This is a genomic window from Pseudarthrobacter sp. AG30, assembly GCF_003116525.1.
Taxonomy (GTDB): Bacteria; Actinomycetota; Actinomycetes; order Actinomycetales; family Micrococcaceae; genus Arthrobacter.
This window is the reverse complement of sequence record NZ_QEHL01000008.1, coordinates 216,701-238,066: the sequence shown is the minus strand read 5'-3', so window position 1 is coordinate 238,066 and position 21,366 is coordinate 216,701. Positions and strand designations below refer to the sequence as shown.

General features: G+C 64.7%; 20 protein-coding genes and 1 other RNA gene. 17 read left to right on the top strand and 4 right to left on the bottom strand.

The window, feature by feature from the left end:
- The first annotated feature begins 6 nt into the window (after positions 1–6).
- From DC347_RS08870 to ssrA, 14 genes are all read left to right on the top strand, one after another.
- Complete coding sequence (locus DC347_RS08870) at positions 7–1,263, top strand: acyltransferase (protein ID WP_165838000.1); 1,257 nt, start codon at positions 7–9, stop codon at positions 1,261–1,263.
- Positions 1,264–1,408: 145 nt separating this feature from the next.
- Entirely contained in the window at positions 1,409–2,632 is a 1,224-nt protein-coding gene (locus tag DC347_RS08865) for a CpaF family protein (protein ID WP_109045102.1), read from the top strand.
- Positions 2,629–3,486: a type II secretion system F family protein gene (locus DC347_RS08860; protein ID WP_206073904.1), complete on the top strand. Its 858-nt coding sequence runs from the start codon at positions 2,629–2,631 to the stop codon at positions 3,484–3,486. Before DC347_RS08865 ends, DC347_RS08860 begins: the two co-directional genes overlap by 4 nt.
- Positions 3,483–4,424, top strand: a complete 942-nt coding sequence (locus tag DC347_RS08855) for a type II secretion system F family protein (RefSeq protein ID WP_109045101.1) — start codon at positions 3,483–3,485, stop codon at positions 4,422–4,424. Before DC347_RS08860 ends, DC347_RS08855 begins: the two co-directional genes overlap by 4 nt.
- A gap of 70 nt (positions 4,425–4,494) precedes the next feature.
- Complete coding sequence (locus DC347_RS08850; protein ID WP_109045100.1) at positions 4,495–4,746, top strand: hypothetical protein; 252 nt, start codon at positions 4,495–4,497, stop codon at positions 4,744–4,746.
- Between the two features lie 75 nt (positions 4,747–4,821).
- Positions 4,822–5,166, top strand: coding sequence for a TadE family protein (locus DC347_RS08845; protein WP_018760186.1), 345 nt, complete (start codon positions 4,822–4,824; stop codon positions 5,164–5,166).
- 178 nt (positions 5,167–5,344) lie between these two features.
- Entirely contained in the window at positions 5,345–5,758 is a 414-nt protein-coding gene (locus tag DC347_RS08840; RefSeq protein WP_368665750.1) for a hypothetical protein, read from the top strand.
- Positions 5,759–5,793: 35 nt separating this feature from the next.
- On the top strand, positions 5,794–6,204 hold the full coding sequence (locus tag DC347_RS08835) for a pilus assembly protein TadG-related protein (protein ID WP_109045098.1): 411 nt from the start codon (positions 5,794–5,796) through the stop codon (positions 6,202–6,204).
- A gap of 77 nt (positions 6,205–6,281) precedes the next feature.
- The gene (prfB, locus tag DC347_RS08830; protein ID WP_018760183.1) at positions 6,282–7,397 is read left to right on the top strand and encodes a peptide chain release factor 2; all 1,116 of its coding nucleotides are present in this window, start codon (positions 6,282–6,284) and stop codon (positions 7,395–7,397) included.
- 184 nt (positions 7,398–7,581) lie between these two features.
- Positions 7,582–8,370, top strand: coding sequence for a cell division ATP-binding protein FtsE (ftsE, locus tag DC347_RS08825; protein ID WP_018760182.1), 789 nt, complete (start codon positions 7,582–7,584; stop codon positions 8,368–8,370).
- Positions 8,367–9,281, top strand: coding sequence for a permease-like cell division protein FtsX (gene ftsX, locus DC347_RS08820; protein WP_018760181.1), 915 nt, complete (start codon positions 8,367–8,369; stop codon positions 9,279–9,281). The genes ftsE and ftsX overlap by 4 nt, the downstream gene beginning before the upstream one ends.
- 27 nt (positions 9,282–9,308) lie before the next feature.
- Positions 9,309–10,739: a M23 family metallopeptidase gene (locus DC347_RS08815; RefSeq protein ID WP_018760180.1), complete on the top strand. Its 1,431-nt coding sequence runs from the start codon at positions 9,309–9,311 to the stop codon at positions 10,737–10,739.
- Between the two features lie 82 nt (positions 10,740–10,821).
- Positions 10,822–11,295 (top strand): SsrA-binding protein SmpB, encoded by a 474-nt coding sequence (smpB, locus tag DC347_RS08810; RefSeq protein ID WP_026264249.1) that lies wholly within the window; start codon positions 10,822–10,824, stop codon positions 11,293–11,295.
- A gap of 73 nt (positions 11,296–11,368) precedes the next feature.
- Positions 11,369–11,737: a transfer-messenger RNA gene (ssrA, locus tag DC347_RS08805) on the top strand.
- A 122-nt stretch (positions 11,738–11,859) separates the two neighbouring features.
- Here the strand turns inward: ssrA and DC347_RS08800 are convergent.
- A complete protein-coding gene (locus DC347_RS08800; protein ID WP_109045097.1) occupies positions 11,860–14,007 on the bottom strand; it encodes an acyltransferase family protein in 2,148 nt (715 codons plus the stop codon).
- Positions 14,008–14,414: 407 nt separating this feature from the next.
- Between DC347_RS08800 and DC347_RS08795 the strand changes: the two genes are divergently transcribed.
- The 3 genes from DC347_RS08795 (at position 14,415) to DC347_RS08785 (ending at position 19,155) form a co-directional block, all read left to right on the top strand.
- A complete protein-coding gene (locus tag DC347_RS08795) occupies positions 14,415–14,879 on the top strand; it encodes a pyridoxamine 5'-phosphate oxidase family protein (RefSeq protein ID WP_165837999.1) in 465 nt (154 codons plus the stop codon).
- Between the two features lie 68 nt (positions 14,880–14,947).
- Positions 14,948–18,133, top strand: a complete 3,186-nt coding sequence (locus DC347_RS08790; RefSeq protein ID WP_109045095.1) for an HAD-IA family hydrolase — start codon at positions 14,948–14,950, stop codon at positions 18,131–18,133.
- Positions 18,130–19,155, top strand: a complete 1,026-nt coding sequence (locus DC347_RS08785; RefSeq protein ID WP_109045094.1) for an ATP-dependent 6-phosphofructokinase — start codon at positions 18,130–18,132, stop codon at positions 19,153–19,155. The genes DC347_RS08790 and DC347_RS08785 overlap by 4 nt, the downstream gene beginning before the upstream one ends.
- A 35-nt stretch (positions 19,156–19,190) precedes the next feature.
- Here the strand turns inward: DC347_RS08785 and DC347_RS08780 are convergent, their stop codons facing one another.
- The 3 genes from DC347_RS08780 to DC347_RS08770 all read right to left on the bottom strand — a co-directional run bounded on the left by DC347_RS08780 (position 19,191) and on the right by DC347_RS08770 (position 21,242).
- Complete coding sequence (locus DC347_RS08780; RefSeq protein ID WP_109045093.1) at positions 19,191–20,207, bottom strand: zinc-dependent alcohol dehydrogenase family protein; 1,017 nt, start codon at positions 20,205–20,207, stop codon at positions 19,191–19,193.
- 22 nt (positions 20,208–20,229) lie between these two features.
- Positions 20,230–20,700, bottom strand: coding sequence for a pyridoxamine 5'-phosphate oxidase family protein (locus DC347_RS08775; protein WP_109045092.1), 471 nt, complete (start codon positions 20,698–20,700; stop codon positions 20,230–20,232).
- A 77-nt stretch (positions 20,701–20,777) separates the two neighbouring features.
- Positions 20,778–21,242: a pyridoxamine 5'-phosphate oxidase family protein gene (locus DC347_RS08770; protein WP_109045091.1), complete on the bottom strand. Its 465-nt coding sequence runs from the start codon at positions 21,240–21,242 to the stop codon at positions 20,778–20,780.
- Between the last annotated feature and the right edge of the window lie 124 nt (positions 21,243–21,366).

The following is a 21,366-nucleotide window of genomic DNA, read 5'->3' as shown; positions in this document are numbered from 1 at the left end:
CACACGTTGGACAACAATGTCGCACCTGCCCCGAGCTGGGGCCGGCGGCTCGCCGGCATTGAAGGCCTCCGGGCCGCCGCGGCTTTATCTGTGCTGGCCTACCATGTTGGCTTGATGGCCTCCGATGAGGTGCATGCCGGACCGGTCGGCCAAGTCATCCTCCCAGTCATGGGGCAGGGGTTGCCCTTGTTTTTTGTCCTCTCAGGGTTCCTGCTGTTCAGGCCGTTTGCTTCGTCGCTTCTCCGCGGCAGCGAGCTGCCGTCATTCCGGCGATATGCAAGAAACAGGGTCCTCCGCATCTATCCGGCCTACCTGCTCATCTTCTCTGTGGCGTCGCTCGCCATGGGATGCGTCTACCTGGTGGGCAGTACGCACGGTTTTGGTCCGGAGAACGTCGGGCGCCTGACAGATCCGGCGAAATTCGTCGCCAATGCGCTGCTGGTACACATGTTCATTCCCCAGTTCGTGATGAGTGGTCTGCCGGTGGCGTGGTCGTTGACGGCTGAAATCACTTTCTACGTGGCCGTCCCCGTCATGGCGTTGCTCGCCGCTGGGCTCATCAGGCGGGGGATGCCCAAGGCGACGGCGCTGGCGGTCCCGGCGGCCGCGCTGATTGTCATTGGCCTGGGCGTTTCCTTGTGGGGTCACCTAGCAGCTGACGACCTTGGTTATGCACAGCTCATTGACTTCGCATTTGGTCAGACGTGGACCGCGGTCCTGCTGCGAAGCTTTCTTGGGCAGGCTGACCTGTTTGGGTACGGAATGGCCGCCGCACTCATTGTTGTCCTGTTGAACGAGCGCGGCGTCCGGCGCGTGGGCATTCCTGCCAAGCTTTTCCTTGTGGCCGGAGCCGCCGCATCTCTGGTGGCCGGCGCGAGCGGAACAATGCCGTTTCTGTCCAACTTCGCGGGCGTGGCTTCGGCGTTGCTTCTCCTTGCGGTTGTTCTTCCCTCGTCCAGGAACGACGGGCCGAACCGGCTCGCGGCCGTGCTGGAGTGGTCTCCGATCCGGTTTGTCGGCCTCATTAGCTACAGCATTTACCTGTGGCATCTGCCGATCATCTTCTGGCTCATGAGACGGCAATTGACTGTCGGGTCGTCTGCCCTTGCGCTGCCGTTCAATGTGGTCTTGGTGCTTGGCATCGTTTTGCCGTTGTCGGCAGTAACCTACTATGCCGTCGAACGCCCCGCGATGAGGTTGAAGAAGCGGCCTGCCAAGCGATCCGACCCGGCAATTGAAGACCGTGTTCCCAGCGCCAGCTAGCCCATCCACCGGCACCTTGCGCTGAAGGATGGGCGACTTTGTCCACAGGGGCAGCCCATATGACTTGGCAGCGTGGTGTATGCTCCCTAGGCTGTAAGCCAGTCGCAGTGCCTCCGACGGAGGCGGCATTTGTATGGGGGAACATATGGACGCGCTGGGAATAGTCGAGGACGAGGTCCGCGAACTGATCCGCCGCCGTGGGTTGGATCCGCTCAAGCAAGCGGGTGAGGTCCGGCGCCTGGTGGAGGCCGCGGTCACCGATTACGACGAACGGGCACTGATGGGCCCGCTTCCTCCCATCGGCCCGCTGGACGCAGCGCGAAGATTCCTGTTCGACGCTGTGGCAGGGTTCGGTGTACTCCAGCCGCTGCTCGACGATCCTTCGATAGAAGAGGTTTGGCTAAACGCGCCAAACGAGATCTTTGTAGCGCGCAACGGCGAGTCGGAACTGACATCACTGAGCCTGACGGAGCAGCAGGTGCGTGATCTCGTGGAGCGCATGCTGAAAAGCTCCGGCAGGCGGCTGGACATGTCCTCGCCCTTTGTGGATGCTGCCCTGCCTGACGGGTCCAGGCTTCACGTCGTCATCCCAGACGTCACCCGCCGCCACTGGGCGGTCAACATTCGAAAATTCGTGGTGAAGGCGAGCCGGCTCGAGCACCTTGTTGAACTCGGAACGCTGACGCACCAATCAGCGCGGTTCCTCGGCGCGGCGGTATCCAGCGGCCTGAACATCCTGGTCTCCGGCGCAACACAGGCCGGCAAGACCACCATGTTGAACTGCTTGGCAGCCAGCATCGGCAGCCGGGAGCGCGTGATCACGGTTGAAGAAATCTTCGAACTCCAATTTCCCTTGCGCGATGTCGTCGGACTCCAGTGCCGGCAACCCAACCTGGAGGGCGAAGGCGAAATCCCGCTCCGGCGCCTTGTTAAGGAAGCCCTTCGCATGCGGCCCGACCGGCTGGTGGTGGGGGAGGTCCGCGAAGCCGAAAGCCTGGACATGCTCATTGCACTAAATAGCGGCCTTCCGGGGATGTGTACCGTCCACGCAAACTCCGCCCACGACGCCGTCACCAAGATTTGCACGCTGCCGTTGCTGGCCGGGGAGAACATCTCCAGCGCCTTCGTGGTGCCCACCGTCGCGTCCTGCATCGATCTCGTCGTGCACTGCAGCAGACAGGCCGACGGACGGCGGCAGGTCACGCAGATCCTCTCGCTGGGGCGCCGGGTGGAGAACGGAATCATTGAATCGTCCCTCGTCTTCGCCCTGGAGGGCGGCGTCCTTCAGCCCAGGGCAAATGCAATGCCGGCCGCGGAAAAATTCTCCCGGGCGGGATACGACGTCGCTGCCCTGTTGGACGCGCGATGATTTCCGCGATGGTGGGAGCTGCGGCCGGGGTGGGGTTCTTCCTCATCTGGTGGTCCTGCTGGGAGACTCCTGATGCCGGACGCCGGGAGCGGAAGCCAGGACGTATCAGCGACCTGCTCGTTGCGGCGGGCGTGGAGAAAGTTTCGGCCCGTGGCCTGGTCGGGACCTGCCTTGGTCTGGGGCTGTTCATTGCCCTTGTCTTCTTCGCGCTCAGTCGTTCATGGCCGATTGCCGGCTGCTTCGGCCTCTTCGGATCGTGGCTGCCTGTCACGCTGCTTCGCTGGCGGGCACGAAAAAGGTCAGCGTTGCTCCGCCAGCTCTGGCCAGACGTCGTTGATCACCTTCGCTCGGCAATCCGCGCCGGCCTCCCGCTGCCTGAGGCCCTCATTCAACTCGGCGACAAAGGGCCCGAGGAACTCCGGCCCCTGTTCCGCGATTTCGGAGCCGATTACCGGGCCGGCGGCCAATTCGACGGCTCCCTGAATAAACTGAAACACCGGCTTGCCGACCCCGTCGCAGACCGCATTGTGGAAGCATTGCGCCTCACCCGTGAAGTGGGCGGCTCGGATCTGGGGCGGCTGCTCGGCACCCTGGGAGAGTTCCTTCGTGAAAGCGCCCGCACGCGCAGTGAGCTGGAAGCGCGGCAATCCTGGACGATCAACGCGGCCCGGCTTGCTGTCGCCGCACCGTGGATTGTACTGGTGCTGCTGGCAACCAGACCGGAAGCAATCCAGGCGTACAACACACCCCTGGGCGCTGCAGTCCTGCTTGGGGGCCTGGTGGTCTCGCTCATTTGCTACACCATCATGTTGAAGATCGGCGCGCTGCCCCAGGATGAAAGGGTGCTCCGATGATGGCCGTCCCGGCCGCCGCCGTTGTCTGCGGAATCGGCCTTGGCCTCGGCTTGTGGCTTGTGATCTTCAGGTCCCCGCCGATGCGTGCCATGACGCTCTCTGAGCGGATCGAGCCCCAGCTTAAGTCGCAGAACCTGGAGTCGCGGCTCCTGAGCACGGGCGATCCGAATCTGACACCATTCGGCCCGCTGGAGCGGATTTTCCGTCCGGTCATCCGCGACTGGCTTTCCGCATTGGCCCGGCTAAACCCATCACCGGGAGCAATGGAGCGGCGGCTGGCCCAAGCGGGAATCGGCAAGTCACCCATTGACTTCCGTGCGGAACAGCTGCTTTGGGCAGCGGCCGGTTTTGCCATCGCCGTGACGGTCGTACTTTTGGGAGCCGCCGCAGGAAGGTTCAGCCCGATCTTTGCAGTGGCCGCAATCATTGGCAGCGCGGCGGCAGGTTTTGTTTTGCGGGACTTCTGGCTGGGCGCCCAGGTGCGACGCCGGGAGGCGCGCATGATGGCCGAATTCCCCAGCCTGGCGGAGCTGATGGCCTTGGCTGTCAGCGCGGGGGAAAGCGCGACGGGTGCACTGGACCGGGTGTGCAGGAGCGCCCACGGGGAACTGTCAAAGGAGTTTGCGAAGATCCTCGCGGAGACGCGGGCAGGGAAGCCGCTCATCTTTGCCTTGGAGGAGTTTTCCGGACGTACTGACCTGGCGCCCTTGGTCAGGTTCGTTGACGGAATCATCGTTGCGGTGGACAGGGGAACACCCCTTGCGGAAGTGCTCCGGGCCCAAGCCCAGGATGTTCGTGATTCGGCCAAGCGGGACCTCATGGAGGCAGCGGGCAGGAAAGAAATAGCAATGATGGTGCCGTTGGTCTTCGGGATACTCCCGCTGACCGTGGTCTTCGCCGTATTCCCGGGCATAGCAGCGATCAATTTGGGCTTCTGAAGCTGTGGGCGGCCACTTGTCGTAAAGCAGCTCGTGCAAGGACACCGTATTCATCAGGAAAGGACGCAACATGAAAACAATGGGAAACCGTCTCGTGATGCTGTTTATCGGTATGGCCGCCGTCGTGCAGTGTGAACTGCACCGCCCGGCGGACGGGCACCGATCCACAGGAGTCCCCGGAGACAATCCGGAACGTGGGGACGTGCCGGGTTGGGTAATGATCACACTGATGTCCGCCGTCCTGGTAGCGGCTCTCCTGGCGCTCGCCGGCCCTGCACTGGAAGCCATGTTCAACCAGGCCATGGACAAAGTAGGGAACTGACCCTTGGCACGCTCCGCTCCAGGGCCTGAGGCGCGTCCCGGGCTTCGGTCTGAGGGGGAGCGGGGCTCGGCCGTCGTGGATTTTGTTCTGGTCGGCGGGCTGCTCACGATGTTCTTCCTCGCGATCATCCAGCTGACCTTGGTCCTGCACGTTCGGAACACGCTCATCGATGCTGCCGCGTCCGGCGCCCGCTACGGGACCTTGGCAGACCGCAACTCCGCCGACGCCGAGGAACGGACCCGCAGCCTCATCGAAACTGCCCTGAATCCCGGATTTGCCGAGCAGGTCAGCACCCGGGAAGTAGATCTTCAAGGGATGCGCACGCTGGAGGTGACAGTCCGGTCCCCGTTGCCGGTCATCGGCCTGATCGGTCCCCGGGAGATGCTGGAGGTGAAAGGGCATGCGGCCATCCAGCCGTGATCCGTTAGCGACAGACAAGCCGCCCCGCACCGCCATCAGGTTCCGCATCAGGACAAGGCTCACGGAAGCACTCTGCCGGGAACGGGCACCGTACGCCGGACAACATCCGGGAAATGCAAACGCCTCCGGCCTGGCGGTGAACCCGCCGCGTCCCAACCGGGAGGACGTGCAGCGGCACGTGAGCGAGCACGAACGGGGGAGTGCAGTCGTCGAATTCACCTTCCTGGCACTCCTGCTGATGGTCCCGCTGGTGTATTTCGTCATCACCGTGTCCCAGATCCAGGGCGGCTCCTTCGCCGTGGTGGGCGCCGCCGACCAGGCAGCAAAGGTGTACGTTGCCCAGTCCGACCCCGTCACCGCGCAAGCGGCCGCAGAGCGGGCGGTAACCCTGGCTCTTTCCGATTTCGGGCATGAACCGGGGCGGGCAACCATGACAACAAGCTGCGAACCAGCAGACTGCACTGCTGCGGGAAGTGCCGTCACGGTGACCGTCAGCCTCAGCGTGCCGCTGCCCTTCCTCCCTTTTGCGGAAGGACTGTCGGCCACGGATGTCCAGGCCTCCGCCACCCAATTGGTGGGGCGGTACCGGTGACACCCCGTGCGCAAAATAGCGAGGAGGGCCAACTGATGGTGATGATCGTCGGCTACGTGGCCCTCGCCTTGCTGGTGGCAACGGTCGTCATCGGAATATCCAGTGTTTACGTCGAACACAAGCGGCTGCTCTCCCTGGCTGACGGAGCATCGCTGGCGGCTGCCGACAGCTACACGCTCGGCGACGTCTCATCGCAGGGCGGAACTCCATCGGCTGTCCTAAACCCCGCCCGCGTGCGCAACGTGGCCTCCGACTTCGTCGACAGGAGCCCGGCCGCCCAACGGTTCTCCGGCCTCGCCGTCGCCCCCGGAACGGGATCGCCCGACGGTTCCACCGCCGTCGTAGTCCTCACCGCTGCGGTGCACCCGCCGGTGGTGAACTTCCTGATTCCCGACGGAATCCGCATCGAGGCCACCTCCACGGCACGTTCCCGGTTGACCCGTTGATGCCTGGCCCGGCGGTCCAATCCCCGGTGGCGGCCGGCGCCGGGCCGTAAGCCCCAATAGCGTAGGGTTAAACCACCATGGCCAATATTGATTTTTCCGCTGAAATCCGCGCCCTCCGCGCCACCTACGAGTCCATCGAACGCGTCTCCGACGTGGATGCACTCCGTGAAGACATCGCCGAGCTCAGCGAGCGGGCAGGGGAGCCGGACCTGTGGGACGACCCTGCAGCGGCGCAGAAGATCACCTCCCGTCTCTCCCACCGACAGTCCGAGTTGGAACGCCTTACCAACCTGGCCTCGCGTATCGACGATCTCGAAGTGCTGGTGGAACTGGGCCAGGACGAGGACGACGCCGCCTCGATGGGGGAGGCCGCGGCCGAACTCGAATCCATCAAGAAGGCCCTCAAGGACCTGGAAGTGGTCACCCTGTTGTCCGGAGAATATGACGAGCGCGAAGCCGTGGTGTCCATCCGTGCGGGAGCGGGCGGTGTCGACGCGGCAGATTTCGCCGAGATGCTGATGCGCATGTACCTCCGCTGGGCCGAGCGGCACGGCTACCCCACGACGGTCATGGACACCTCGTACGCGGAGGAAGCCGGCCTGAAATCGGCCACCTTCGAGGTCAAGGCGCCCTACGCTTACGGCACCCTCAGTGTCGAAGCAGGGACCCACCGCCTGGTCCGGATCAGCCCGTTCGACAACCAGGGCCGGCGCCAGACATCGTTCGCGGCCGTGGAAGTCATACCGCTGATCGAACAGACTGATTCCATCGACATCCCGGACAACGAAATCAGGGTTGACGTATTCCGCTCGTCCGGGCCCGGCGGCCAGTCGGTGAACACCACCGACTCCGCGGTGCGCCTTACCCACATTCCCACCGGCACCGTCGTCTCGATGCAGAACGAGAAGTCACAGCTCCAAAACCGGGCCGCCGCCATGCGCGTGCTGCAATCCCGGCTCCTCCTGCTTAAGAAGGAACAGGAAGACGCGGAGAAGAAGGCCCTGGCGGGAGACGTCAAAGCCTCCTGGGGCGACCAGATGCGTTCCTATGTCCTCAATCCCTACCAGATGGTGAAGGACCTGCGCACTGAACACGAGGTGGGCAATACATCAGCTGTATTCGACGGCGAGATCGACGACTTTATCGACGCCGGCATCCGCTGGCGTACTGACAACCGCAACGCCGAAAAGTAGCCGGGCGGCTGCCGGGCGCGATCGGATCCGGCGACACGCCCCCGAAAGCCCGCCCTAGCGCCGGGCATCCTGCGTATAGTCGAGGGGCCGGGGCCCTACTTCCCCCAAACGAAAACCCGTGCACCGGCTGCAGAACTGGGCTGCATCAGAACAATCAGCCATGCCCTGCAGGGTACTTAGGGCCATGATCCGATTCGAAAATGTTACCAAGGTCTACGACCAAAAAGCCCGGCCTGCGCTGGACTCCGTCAACCTTGAGATTGATCGCGGCGAATTCGCCTTCCTGGTGGGAGCCTCGGGCTCCGGGAAGTCCACCTTCCTCCGGCTGGTGCTGAAGGAGGACCGCGCAACTTCGGGCGCCGTCTACGTCGCCGGCCAAAACGTTGCCAGGATTTCGAGCTGGCGCGTGCCGCGCCTCCGCCGTGGCATCGGCGTCGTCTTCCAGGACTTCCGCCTCCTGCCCCAAAAGAACGTCTTCGCCAACGTGGCGTTCGCCATGCAGGTCATCGGAAAGAGCCGCAGCGTCATCCGCGATACCGTCCCCGAGGTCCTCAAGACCGTTGGCCTCGAAGGCAAGGAACACCGTATGCCGCACGAACTGTCCGGCGGCGAGCAGCAGCGGGTGGCCATCGCCCGGGCCGTGGTCAACCGGCCCGGGATCCTCCTGGCCGACGAACCCACAGGAAACCTGGACCCCACAACGTCCATGGGCATCATGGGTGTGCTGGACAAGATCAACCAAAACGGAACCACGGTAGTGATGGCCACCCACGACGACGACATCGTCAACGAAATGCGCAAGCGGGTGGTCGAGCTCAAGAACGGCGTGGTGATCCGGGACGAAGCCAAGGCCCTGTACACCTCGATGATCCCCGTCGTCGGCCAGTCCAGGCGGCTCAAGGACGCCAGCGGCAGGGAAACGCCCGACGACGGCCTGCCGGGCAACGGTGCCGAAGGTGAGGCACGGCAATGAGGCTTGCATTCATCCTTTCCGAGATCGGCAGCGGCCTGCGCCGCAACCTTTCCATGGTGGTTTCGGTCATCCTGGTTACCTTCGTGTCCCTCACCTTCGTGGGCGCCGCCGGGATGCTCCAAATGCAGATCAACCAGATGAAGGGGTACTGGTATGACAAGGTCCAAGTAGCCATCTTCCTGTGCAGCGACGGTTCGACCGCGCCCGGGTGCGCGTCCGGGCCGGTCACCCCTGAGCAGCAGCAGGGCCTCAACGCTCTCCTGGAATCACCCGCCGTGGCGCAGTACATCAACGACTTCCAGTTCGAGTCCCGGGATGAGGCGTACAAGCACTTCAAGGACCAGTTCTCCAACTCGCCCATCGTCGATTCGGTTACCCCGGACCAGCTGCCGGCATCATTCCGGATCAACATGAAGGACCCCGAAAAATACCAGATCATCAGCGAGACCTTCTCATCGCAGCCGGGCGTGGAGACCGTGATCGACCAGCGACAGCTCCTCGAACGCCTCTTCTCGGTGATGAACGGCGCCTCCCTGGTCGCAGTGGGCATCGCCGGCGTGATGATCGTCTGCGCGATCCTGCTGATCGCCACTACAATCCGGCTATCCGCCTTCAGCAGGCGCCGGGAAACCGGCATCATGCGGCTTGTGGGCGCGTCGAAGACCGTGATCCAGTTGCCCTTCATCCTTGAAGGGGTCATCGCCGCAGTCATCGGTGCTGCGCTGGCCTCCGGCACGCTGTGGGCCGTGGCGCAGTTCTTCCTGGGTGACTACATGTCCCGCCAGTACCCGGACACCGCTTTCATTTCCTCGGGCCAGACACTGATCCTCGCGCCGGCGCTGTTGATCCTTGGCGGATCCTTGGCAGGAATTTCGTCTCTCTTGACCCTTCGCAGATACTTGCGCGTTTAGGCTATGCAAACCGACCAAGGAATGCTCATGAACGTAACCGATCAAACCTCTCCGCGCCGCCGGTTCCGCCGGGGGCGGGCCGCTGCCCGCCGCATGGGGATCGTCAGCGGTGTACTGGCCGTCATCCTTTCCGCCGGGATGGCCGTGGCAACTCCCGTGGCCTTCGCCGACGACCTCGAGGACCGCAAGGCCGCGCTCGAGGCCGAAGCGGCCCGCGTCCAGGCCTCCCTTGAGTTCGTCGATTCCAGGATCGCCAAGGCCGCCGGTGACCTGGTGATTTACCAGGGCCAGCTCCCCGGTGCGCAGCAGGCCCTCCTCGACGCGCAAGGCCGCGTGGCCAGTGCTGTGAAAGAATCGGAAGCCCTGGCGGCCCGGGTGGACATGGCCCAGCAGAACAAGGCCAAGATCACCCAGCAGCTCGAAACTGACAAGCAAAAGATCGCCGGTACCAAGAAGCTGATCGGCCAAATCGCCACCCAGGCCTACAAGTCCGGCGGCGTACCCTCCAATCTCTCCCTGTTCTTTGGGTCCAGCGGCGGCGGCAGCCTAACCGACACCATGGACCTCGCCGACCAGGCCATGCGCAGCCAGAACGCGGCGATGGACAAGCTCAACCAGCAGAACGCCACCAACGTCAACTCCGAAGCCCGGCTGCAGGCCGTGGAAGGTGAGATCAAGGACCTCAAGGCCAAAGCCGATGCGGCACTGGAACGTGAGAAGGCCGCCCGGGACGAAGCCGCGGCGAAGAAAGCCCAAGTTGACCAGCTGATCGCCGATACCACCCGCCTTGATGCGGAGCTCCAGGCGGCCAAACCCGGCATTCAGGCCCAGCTTGCGGGCGTCCAGGCCAACCAGAACCAGGTGGCCAACGAAATTGCCGAGCGCGACCGGAAGGCCCGTGAGGCCTGGGAAGCCGAACAGCGCAGGCAGGCCGCTGCGGCGGCAGCCGCAGCTGCCGCCGCAGCGGCGGCAGCGAACCGCCCCGCACCGCCTGTCCAGCCGTATGTTCCGCCCGCAGCAGGGTCGCCGTCGGCCTTTGGCCTCCGCCACCCCTTCGACGGCAGTATCCCCATCACCTCAGGCTTCGGCTACCGCACCACCCCGCCGGGCACCATCGACTTCTATGGCACCGGCGGATACATGCACACCGGTATCGACTTCGGTGCGGCCTGCGGCACTCCTGTGTACGCTGCGGCAGCCGGTGAAGTCTTCAGCTCAGGCTGGAACTCCGCCGACGGCGGCGGCTGGCGCGTCAAGATCGACCACGGGGTGGTGCAGGGCAACACCCTGACGACCATTTACTACCACAACTCCAGCATCGTGGTTTCGAATGGACAAAGGGTCTCGCAAGGCCAGCTCATTGCCTACTCCGGCAGCACGGGCAACTCCACTGGCTGCCACGCCCACTTCGAAACCTGGCTCAACGGCGTCGCGGTTGACCCCATGGGACTGCTCTAGGGGCATGCTGCCCCTGCCGTAGACTGGTATAGCTCCGCGCCGCGGGCACGGAGCAGCCAACCTGAACCTGAGGAGTTTCCCCGTGCCTAAAGAAAGTGGCCGTAAGGTGGTGGCCACCAATCGCAAGGCCCGGCATGACTATCACGTGCTGGACACCTACGAGGCCGGCATCGCCCTGATGGGCACCGAAGTAAAGTCGCTCCGGGAGGGCCACGCCTCCATGGTGGATGGATTCTGCACGTTCTACAACGACGAACTGTGGATGGAAGCGATCCACATTCCCGAATACAACCAGGGCAGCTGGACCAACCACGCTGCCCGCCGCCGGCGAAAGCTGCTGCTGCACCGCGAGGAGCTCATCAAGATCGCCCACAAGGTCCGGGAATCCGGCTACACCATTGTCCCGTTGCAGTTGTACTTTGTGGACGGACGGGCCAAAGTGGAAATCGGCGTGGCCCGCGGCAAGCGCGAATACGACAAGCGGCAAACGCTGCGTGAGCAGCAGGACAACCGCGAGGCCCAGCGCGAGATGCGCGAACGCAACCGGCGCCGGTAGGAATTATTTCCGCAGGGCATGCGTTAGTATTGATAGTCCGGCAGGCTTGCCAGCCGGTTTGGTAACAAAATACGGGGATGATCGGTTTCGACGATGTTAGTCGCGACAGGTGAAGCGGGCCGAGGATGCAGAATTATCTCGTAAACGCTGTCTGCAAACCAATAAGTGCCGAATCTAAGCGCACTGACTTCGCTCTCGCTGCCTAAGCAGTAAGACAGTCCGTCAGCCCGGGGTTGCTATCGCCCCGGATCCTGGCGTCATTTAGATAGCCACTGCTGTTTGCTCCCGTCACCGGAGTGAACGGGACTCTTAGGTGACTGGGCCCGGATCAGCCAGCTGTTTGCCGCATGGCTGGGGCCGAGAAAATCCGACGCAAACTGCGCCCGGAGAAGCCCTGACAACACGACATCGGACGGGGGTTCAATTCCCCCCATCTCCACCCACGGCAAAGGCCGGGACATCCCACGGATGTCCCGGCCTTTGCCGTAACGCCCCGGTCCCAGGACCGGGGCGTTTTCGTTTGTTCGGCGAGGGCACCAGCAGCACCCCTCAGGACGCCGGGAACTACTGCCGGGCCTCGTTGAACCGCTGGGACAGGACCGGGACCAAGGACCGGATATAGCTGCGGGCGGCATGGTCATTGTCGAAATAGACCTGCAGTCCGCCAATGACCGCGTAGCAGCGCTGGCCGTCGCAGAACTGATCCGAGAGGTCGAGGACCTTTACATTGGGCTTGCCCATGCTTTTGGCGGCCTCCGCAACCGGGTCAGGCGCCAGCGCCTCCTCACGTGCGTTGGTGCAAGTGACGGGTTGCTGCGGGTTCAGCGACACGCAGTCGGGGCTGGTGCGGTGAAGGGTCAGTGGCGGATCCCGGAAGACGAAGACCCGGCTGCCTGCCGCTGTCCAGTCACCGAACCTTTTCGTCACGGAGTCCTTGTATTGATCCATTTGCGGCCGGCCTGTGCCGTCGTCGATGGTTTCACCTGCCCCGAAAGAGGAAACGAAGACCATGTCTGGCTTTTCCTTGACGATCCGGTCGGAGACCTGGGTGCTCCATCCGAGGCACCTCTCCTGTGAGTGCTGGTCCGCGGCCGCGCCCATGAAGGCAGCCCTGTTCACGTTGATGAACGGACAGCCGCCCAGCAGGGATTCCTTTAGCTTCCACTTGTGAATCCTTGCCAGCTCATACAGGGCAGCCTTCCACTGTTCCGCGTGCGAGTCGCCAACGAGCCAGACAGTTGCCTCCGGCTGAGCGCCACCAGTGAAATCGCAGTCTGCCAGGATTTGTTGATCCTCGTAGACAACCGGATCCGCGGACGGGTGGCATTCGGGCGCGCTGAACCAAGGCGCTTCGTTCTGCCCCACATTGGCGACTTTGGCTGCACCAAAGGGGTCGCTGCAATTGTTTCGCGGGTCGAGGCTGCGCGCCCCGTGGCAAGGTTCGCCGATGAGGCTCTCCAGCTTCGCCGCTTCAGCAGCCTGGGCTTTCCCAAAGTTCAGCAGGAGCCCGCCGCAGAGTGCGGCGACCATTGCTGCAGCGACTGCCATTGCCGCAAAGACTCGGATGGGTTTGGCTCCGCGGAGCAGCTTCGTGCGGCCCGGATCTTCAATGAATTTCTTGGAAAGGTACGCCAGCGCAACGGCCGCCACCAGGAGGACCGCCTTGTCCCGTGTCCCCAGCGAGTGGCCCACGAGCGCGGGTGCCAGGACGATCAGCGGCCAATGCCACAGGTAGAGGGAGTAGGACACGTCACCCAGAAGCTGGATGGGCCTTGCGGACAGGAGCTGGTTGGGGGACCAGAACGGACTGTTGGGCCCGGACGCGATCACAAGGACCGTGCCCGCAACTGGGACCACCGCGGCGAAGCCTGGGAAGAAAGTCTGCTCGTTGTAGGCCAAGGCCGAATACGCGATCAACCCGTATCCGAGATATTGGGCGGTGCCGGAGATGGCCAGGTGGTGGTCGGGCAGCCGCAGTCGCAAGGCTGCCATTGCGTGGGGGCCTCCGAGGGCTATCAGTGCGCCTGCGCCGAACTCCCAGGCACGTGCGGGCGTGACAAAATAGGCCGGGCTCCGGTTGGAATAGGTAAACCAGATGCAGAATGCCAATGCAAGGGCACACACCAGAACGACACCCAGTGCCAGTAACGCCCGCCTGCGGAGGCGGAAGCGGATCGCGACCAGGGACAGCCCCAGGAACAGCAGGGGCCAGACCAGGTAGAACTGTTCCTCCACCGAGAGGGACCAATAGTGCTGCACCGTCGAAGCGGCTTCGTTGTGGGCCGAGTAGTCAACCGACTTCGCCGCCAAAACCCAGTTTTCCACGTACAGAACCGACGCAATGGTTTCCTGCGCAATGGCGAGCCAGCGCGAAAATGGCAGCAGTGCCCATGCAGCCAGCAGGGAAACCGAGGCAACGAGCGTTGCGGCAGGAAGCAACCGCCTGATGCGCCGGGAATAGAACTGTCCGAGATTGATGCGGTTTGACCGCTCCAGTTCGCCGAGCAGGTGCTTGGAGATCAAATAGCCTGAGATCACGAAGAACACATCGACGCCGACGTACCCGCCGGGAAGCCGTGCCGGCCACAAATGGTTCAGGACCACAAGCCCCACCGCCAGTGCGCGAAGTGCCTGGATATCCTTGCGGGTTGCGTTGACGGCCTCTGTCCGCCGCATTTCCGCGCGGGTTCGCAGGACAACGTGTCCGGTCACAGGTACTCCTTGTCGATCTTCGTTTAAGCGCAGCGCGCCTGCCGTGCCGCTGGCGGCATGCGTGGAGGGCCTCCAGGCTGTGCACACAGTGCTTGGCGTGTTCAGGCGACATCCGGAGATGGAATGGCGCCGGCAGCTTCTCGATGCCCGCGTGCGGTATCCTGCGCGCGGAAAGGCCTGGACGAATACCGGCCGCCTGGCGGCGGCGGAGTCGGTGAGGTCATGAATCAAGCGAGCCCTGCGTCTGGGCCGCTGTTGCAACCCCCCGGGGTACTCTAGCACCGCGGCATGCCTGCGCCGGTGCCCACCGGCTTCCAAGGGGTTCCCACCCGCTACCCCGCCACCGGGACAGCGCCGGGCCTAAATGCTCTAGTGGCATGCTCCGGCACGCGGCTACCGTCGACTTTATGCACAACGATCCGCCGCAAACGCCCACTGAGCTCCTGGACCCAGGCAGCTGCTGGGACCTCCTGCGCGGTGTCTCGGTTGGGCACCTCGCCGTGTTCGTCAACGGCTACCCGGAAGTCTTCCCCGTCAACTACAAAGTGGATCAGCAGTCGCTGGTCTTCCGCACGGGCGAGGGAACCAAGCTGCGCGCCGCCGGCGGCCCACTCGCGGTCGCGCTTGAAGCCGACGGGCACGACGACGCCAAAGCCTGGAGCGTGCTGGTCAAGGGAAAAGCCGTCGTCCTGGAGCCCTCCGATGAACTCCTCGCCGGAGCAGGCCTTACCCTGTTCCCTTGGCAGGCCGGGCAGAAGGACCACTTCGTCCGGATCGTCCCCACTTCGATAACCGGCAGGCGCTTCACCATCCCGTCGCCGCTGACCTGGTGGAACCACGTGGGACACGGCACCCGGCACGAACCCGTATAGGCCCTGGAAACGAGGGGCGGGCCCAACGGCCCTGTCCGGATTCCCGTGCGTGCTGGTACCACTGACCTATGATTGGGTCGCCAACCGCCGCTGCCGCCAAGCCCCCTTTTGACGCCGTCATTTTCGACCTGGACGGGGTGGTAACCAACACGGCGCTGGTCCACCAGGCTGCGTGGAAAGATGCCTTCGACCGCATCTTCCAGGACCCGCGGATGCCCGCCGGCGCCAACCGTGCTCCGCTGACCCGGGCGGAGTACCTCTCTTTCATCGATGGCATGCCGCGTGAGGACGGCGTGGTCCGGTTCCTCGCAGCGAGGGGGGTAGAGATCGCCAGGGGAGCCGAGACTGACGAGCCGGGAGCCTGGACCGGGTTTGGCCTGGGCGCTTGGAAGAACGAACTGTTCCACCAGCGGCTGCGCCGGGACGGGGTGCAAAGCTACCCGGGAACGCTGCAATTGCTGCAGCGGCTTGCCGGCGCTGCAGTCCCCACCGCGGTGGTCACCGCCAGCCGGAACGCCGCACTGGTCCTGGAAGCCGCCGGCATCGAGCACCTGTTCACTGTGGTCATGGACGGCGCGACGGCGGCTGGCCTGGGTTTGCGGGGGAAACCGGCACCGGACGTCTTCCTCGCCGCCGCCGTCCAGCTGCGCGTCGCACCGGCACACGCCGTGGTCATAGAGGACTCAGCGGCGGGAGTGGAAGCAGGGCGCCGGGGCGGCTTCGGCCTGGTGGTCGGAATCGACCGCAGCGGCAGCCGCCGCCAATTGGAGGCCGCCGGCGCAAGTACTGTGCTGAACGATGTGGGTGAGCTGGACCTGGGACTGGTCATCGGCAACGCCTGGCACCTCGTGTATGAAGGCGTCGACGCCGGCCACGAGGGGCACCGTGAAGCCCTGACCACGTTGGGCAACGGCTACATGGGCGTCCGGGGGGCGGCCCCTGAAGGGAGCCCCTTCAGCTACGCGGGCATGTACCTTGCCGGCGTGTACAACAGGGTTACCGTGAAGGCCGCAGACGAGACGCTGGTCGAGGAGCACATGGTCAATGCGCCGGACTGCCTCCCGCTGGACCTCCGGATCGCCGGGCTGCCGTGGTGGTCGGACGGCGGCCTGGCCGTGGTGCGTGAGCGCCGTGTCCTGGACCTCCGACGGGCCGTGCTGGAAAGGCGCCTGCTGCTCGAAGGCGCGGACCGCCGTCGCATGGAGGTGGTCCAGGTCCGCTTCGTTTCCATGGCCGAACCCCACCTCCTGGCGCTTGAGACCACCATCACCGCCTTGGGGTGGAGCGGCGCCGTGGAAGTTCGCAGCGGCATCAACGCCGGCGTCCGCAACGCGAACCTGCCGGAGCGTGCCCAGGGCTCGGACATCCACCTGGCCGATCTGACGCCGTCGGGCGGCACCGCCGTCGAACTGCCCCTGCACGCTCCATCCGTCGTCGAAGTCCAAACCACCCAAAGCCTCATCCGTATCGCTGCGGCGTACCGTACGCACGTGTCCGTGGCGGCAGAGTCGTTAGGGGAGGGCGGAGAAGGGGCCTTCCACTACAGGACGTTCCAGATTTCCCTCACGCCGGGCATCCCTGTCAGGCTGACCAAGACGGTGGCGGTGGTGACGTCCCGTGACCGGGCCATTTCCTCCCCGGAAACCGGCGCCCGCGCGGTGCTGGAACGCGCCGGCGATTCCTTTCCCCGGCTCTTGGCATCCCACGAGGAAGCATGGCGGAGGGAACTCCGCCCGTTCCTCGTGGAAATCGACGCCCCGGTCCAGGTACGCCTGGTCCTCAACCTGCACATCTTCCACCTGTTGCAGACGCTGACGCGCCACACGGCCGAACTGGATGCCGGTGTCACTGCGCGTGGACTGCACGGCGAGGGCTACCGCGGGCACGTTTTCTGGGATGAATTGTTCGTTCTCCCGGTGCTCACCTCCAGGACCCCGGTGGTGGCCCGCTCCGTCATTGAGTACCGGTGGCGGCGGCTGCCCGCTGCCAGGCACGCTGCCGCCGCGGCCGGCCTGGCAGGGGCGAAGTTCCCGTGGCAGAGCGGCAGCGACGGGACTGAGGAAACGCCGAAGTGGTTGTACAACGAGCGTTCCGGACGGTGGGTCAGGGACTACTCCCATCTTCAGGTGCACTCGGGCCTCGCGGTGGCCTTCAACGCATGGCAGTACTTCCAGGCCACCGGTGACAAGATCTGGCTCCTGCAAAAAGGTGCGGAGCTGGTGATCGAAGTGGCCCGGTTCTTCCAGTCCCTGGCCTCCCTCGACCGGCGCGATGGCAGATATCACCTGCGCGGTGTTGTGGGCCCGGATGAATACCACACGGGATATCCGGGCCGGGCCGACCCCGGCCTGGATGACAACGCGTACACCAACGTCATGGCGGCGTGGGTGTGCCTGCAGGCGGCGGAAATCCTTCGCTACCTGCACGGAAGCGAGCGTGCCGGGCTGATGGAATCACTCGGCGTTGACGACGAGGAGGCCGCAGGCTGGGAAGCCACGGGCGCTGCCATGTATGTCCCTTTCCACAGCGACGGCGTCATCAGCCAGTTCGAGGGGTACGAGCAGCTCAAGGAACTGGACTGGGAGCACTACCGCGACGCCTATGGCGACATTGAGCGGCTGGACCTGATTCTGGAAGCGGAGGGGGACGGAACCAACGGCTACAAGCTGGCTAAGCAGGCGGACGTTCTGATGCTCCCGTATCTACTGGGACACGAAGGCCTGCTGGGTATCCTCGAGCGGCTGGGCTACGGTTTCACGAGGGAGCAGCTGAACCGGACCGTCGAGTACTACCTGTCCAGGACGGCCCATGGCTCCACGCTGAGCCGGGTGGCCCACGCCTCCGTCCTGGCCGGGGTGGATGCCGACCGTGCCTGGGACAGTTTCCGGGAAGCGCTCGACGCCGACCTTGACGACACCCAGCACGGCACCACCCGGGCGGGTATCCATTTGGGGGCCATGGGAGGAACCATCGACGTGGTGCAGCGCAGCTTTGCCGGCCTGCGCTTCAGCGGGGACAGCATCCTGTTCGCCCCCAACCTGCCAACACGGCTGCGTGCCGTGGCCTTCGAGGTCCTCTACCGGGGACACCGGCTGCGGGTCCACCTCAAGGACGGGCAGATGAGCATCGCGTCGGCCCCCGGTGACGCCGGCCCCATCACCGTGCACGTTAATGGCACCGATGTGGTCCTGCCGCCAGGCCAAACCCGGCAGTTCCCGCTACCCGCCCGCACCGCCGGGGTGGCGGCATCGTGAGGCGGCTGGGGATCCTGACCAGCGGCGGCGACTGCCCCGGCGTGAATGCGGTCATCCGTGGAGCGGTGCTGGGCGGCGACGTCGTCCATGGGTACGAGTTCGTAGGATTCCGCGATGGATGGCGGGGCGTCCTGGAGGACGACGTCGTTCCCCTGCCCAGGACGGGTGTCCGCGGGATCGCGCGCCTTGGCGGGACTATCCTGGGGACGTCGCGGACCAATCCGCTGGCCGCGGGCGGCATCGACGCAGTACGTGCCGGCTTCCAGCGCAGCGGGCTGGACGGCCTGATTGCCATCGGGGGAGAAGGCACCCTGGCGGCGGCCCGGGAGCTGTGCGGACAGGGGCTCAACGTCCTGGGTGTCCCAAAAACCATCGATAACGACTTGGGCGCGACGGATTACACTTTTGGTTTCGACACCGCAGTCCAGACTGCCACCGAGGCAATTGACCGGTTGCGGACCACGGGGGAATCACACCACCGGTGCATGATTGCCGAGGTCATGGGCAGGAACGCCGGCTGGATAGCGCTGCACTCAGGCATGGCGTCCGGTGCGCACGCCATCCTGATCCCGGAACATCCCGTCCCGATCGAGCAGATCTCCGCCTGGGTGCTGTCGGCGCGGGACCGTGGCAGGGCTCCGCTGGTGGTGGTGGCTGAAGCTTTCGCGCCGGAGGGGCGGCAGGCACCTTACGCGCCGCGCGGCCTGGACACCTTCGGCCGGCCACGCCTCGGCGGGATCGGGCTGCTGCTTGAGGAACAACTGCAGGAACGGACCGGCATCGAAACCAGGGCCACCGTGCTGGGCCATATCCAGCGCGGCGGCGAGCCCACCGCCTTTGACCGTGTCCTTGCCACCCGGCTTGGCCTGGCTGCCGTTGAATCAGCCGCCGCCGGACGGTGGGGCACGATGGTTTCGCTCCGGGGCACGGACATCGTGAATGTGGGCCTGGATGAGGCCCTGGGCGAACTCAAGAGGGTTCCCGAGGCCCGCTACAGGGAAGCCGCCGTGCTGTTCGGGTAACTCGACCGCCGGAAGGGGCCGGAATAGGGCTGGGCTTAACCAGGCTGCTCCGGGCGGACGCGCAGGACGGCGGACCCGGTGATCCTGTCGGCTGCCAGGTCTTCCAGCGCCTCATCGGCGGAGTCGAAGGGGTATGCGGTTGTTTTCAAGGTCAGCGACAGCCTCGCCGCCAGGGCCAGGAATTCACGGCCGTCCGCCCGGGTATTGGCGGTGACGCTACGCAGCTGGCGCTCGTAGAAAAGCTCCCTGCCATAATTCAGGGACGGAATATCGCTCAGGTGGATGCCCGCGACGGCAACGGTCCCGCCGCGGTCGAGGGCCGCCAGCGCCACCGGGACAAGATCGCCCACCGGGGCAAAGAGGATGGCCGAATCCAGGGGGACGGGCGGCCGCCCGTAGGCGTCGCCGGCGTACTCCGCCCCCAGTTCCAGTGCGAGTGACCGGGCCTCCTCCGACCGGGTCATGACGAACACGGAGGCGCCCTGCCTGATGGCCAGCTGAGCGGTGATGTGGGCGGAACTGCCAAAGCCATAGATGCCAAGGCGGCCGCCAACCGGCAATGCGGCGCGTTTCAGGGCGCGGTACCCGATGATCCCGGAGCACAGCAACGGTGCGGCCTGTTCGTCGGAAAAGGCCGCCGGGACCGGGTAGGCGAAGTCTTCGGCGATTGCCAGCCGTTCGGCAAAGCCTCCGTCCTTGTCCCACCCGGTGAACACTGGCGATGAGCACAGGTTTTCGTCGCCGCGCCGGCAGTAATCGCACCGGCCGCACACGCTGCCGAGCCAGGCGATGCCTACCCTGTCGCCGGCGTGGAACCGTGTGCAGTCCGCGCCCGTTTCGATGACGACGCCGACCGCCTCGTGCCCGGGGACCACGTGCGGATGGCGTGGTGCCAGGTCTCCTTCAGCGAGATGGAGGTCCGTGCGGCACACGCCGCAGACACTGACCTGCACCAGGAGCTCACGCGGCCGCGGCTTCGGCGTGGCCCTGTGCCCCTGGACCAGGGGATGCGTGGATATGGGGCCCGGGGCGCCCACCCACCATGCACGCATGATGCGTCCGGTTCGGTGGCGGCTACTCGAAGCCCGCGCGGGTCGCGTCGTCCAACGGCGTCTGCCACAGCAGCGGTGCGGTCATGGTGAAACGCCGGCCCGTGATGGATTCCGGCGTAATGCGGATGAAATATTCCTTGCCCACGCCCTGCCAAGGGAAGAGCGCCCGCCGGATATTGTCCAAGTCAGGGCCTGTGGGGGTCGTCTCTGCGGCTTTGCCCTTGACCACGACGCTCCATGCCAGGCCGAACTGGGAACTGACTGCATCTGCCTCCAAAGCGACCACAGCGTCCGCCTCAATGGCCTGCTGTTTGGTGCCCCCGCCCGTGCGGAAGACCAAGGTCTGGCCGTCAACCTTGTAATTGACCGGAAAGACGTCCGGATGGCCATCCGCCATCACGGCCAGGCGTCCCACCCCGGTCTGCGCGAGAAGCGACCAGCACTCTTCCGCATCGAGGATTTCAGCTGCAGGTACGTTTGGGTTCTCTGTCATAGGGCACAGCGTAGGGAAGTCCACCGCCCCCGGAAAGGGCACAAAGGCCCGGCCTTGGGCGGAGGAATGTGCTGCGGCTAGAGCCAATCGGCGGCGAAGTCCACAGGCGGCCACCACCGGGTGGGCGGCGTGACCGCGAACCGGCGGCCGGTGAGTTCGGTGGGGGAGATGGCGATCAGGTGGTCCTTGATCCCGGCCTCCCATGGTTCACGGTCGGCGTCGACTGCCGGCAGGCTCATGCGCGTTTCGTCGAACGGTTCCGGCCTGCCCTTTGCAACCACGCTCCACACCTCCGTGGCGTATGGATTGAGTCCATCAACCTCCAGCGCTGCCACCGCCCCGCGCAGCAAGGCACGAAGCTTGGTTCCCGGCGCCGTCCGGAAGAACAGCGTGTCGCCGGAGACAGAGAAATTCACCGGAAAGATTTCCGGAATCTCGCCGTTGATGACCGCCAGCCGGCCGATATAGGAAGACCTCAGGTACTGCCAGCACGCATCAGCGTCCAAAATTTCCGTGGGAGAGCCCGCCGGGGAACCAGTCATGCTACCGATCCTAAAGCCTGGGCAGCACCAGCGCACCGGCGGGAAGGGAATGCCGGACGCCGCGGTGCTGTTCACCGACGGCGTAGCAGCACCGGGACTGGAATCTGCCACTGCGTCGTTGACT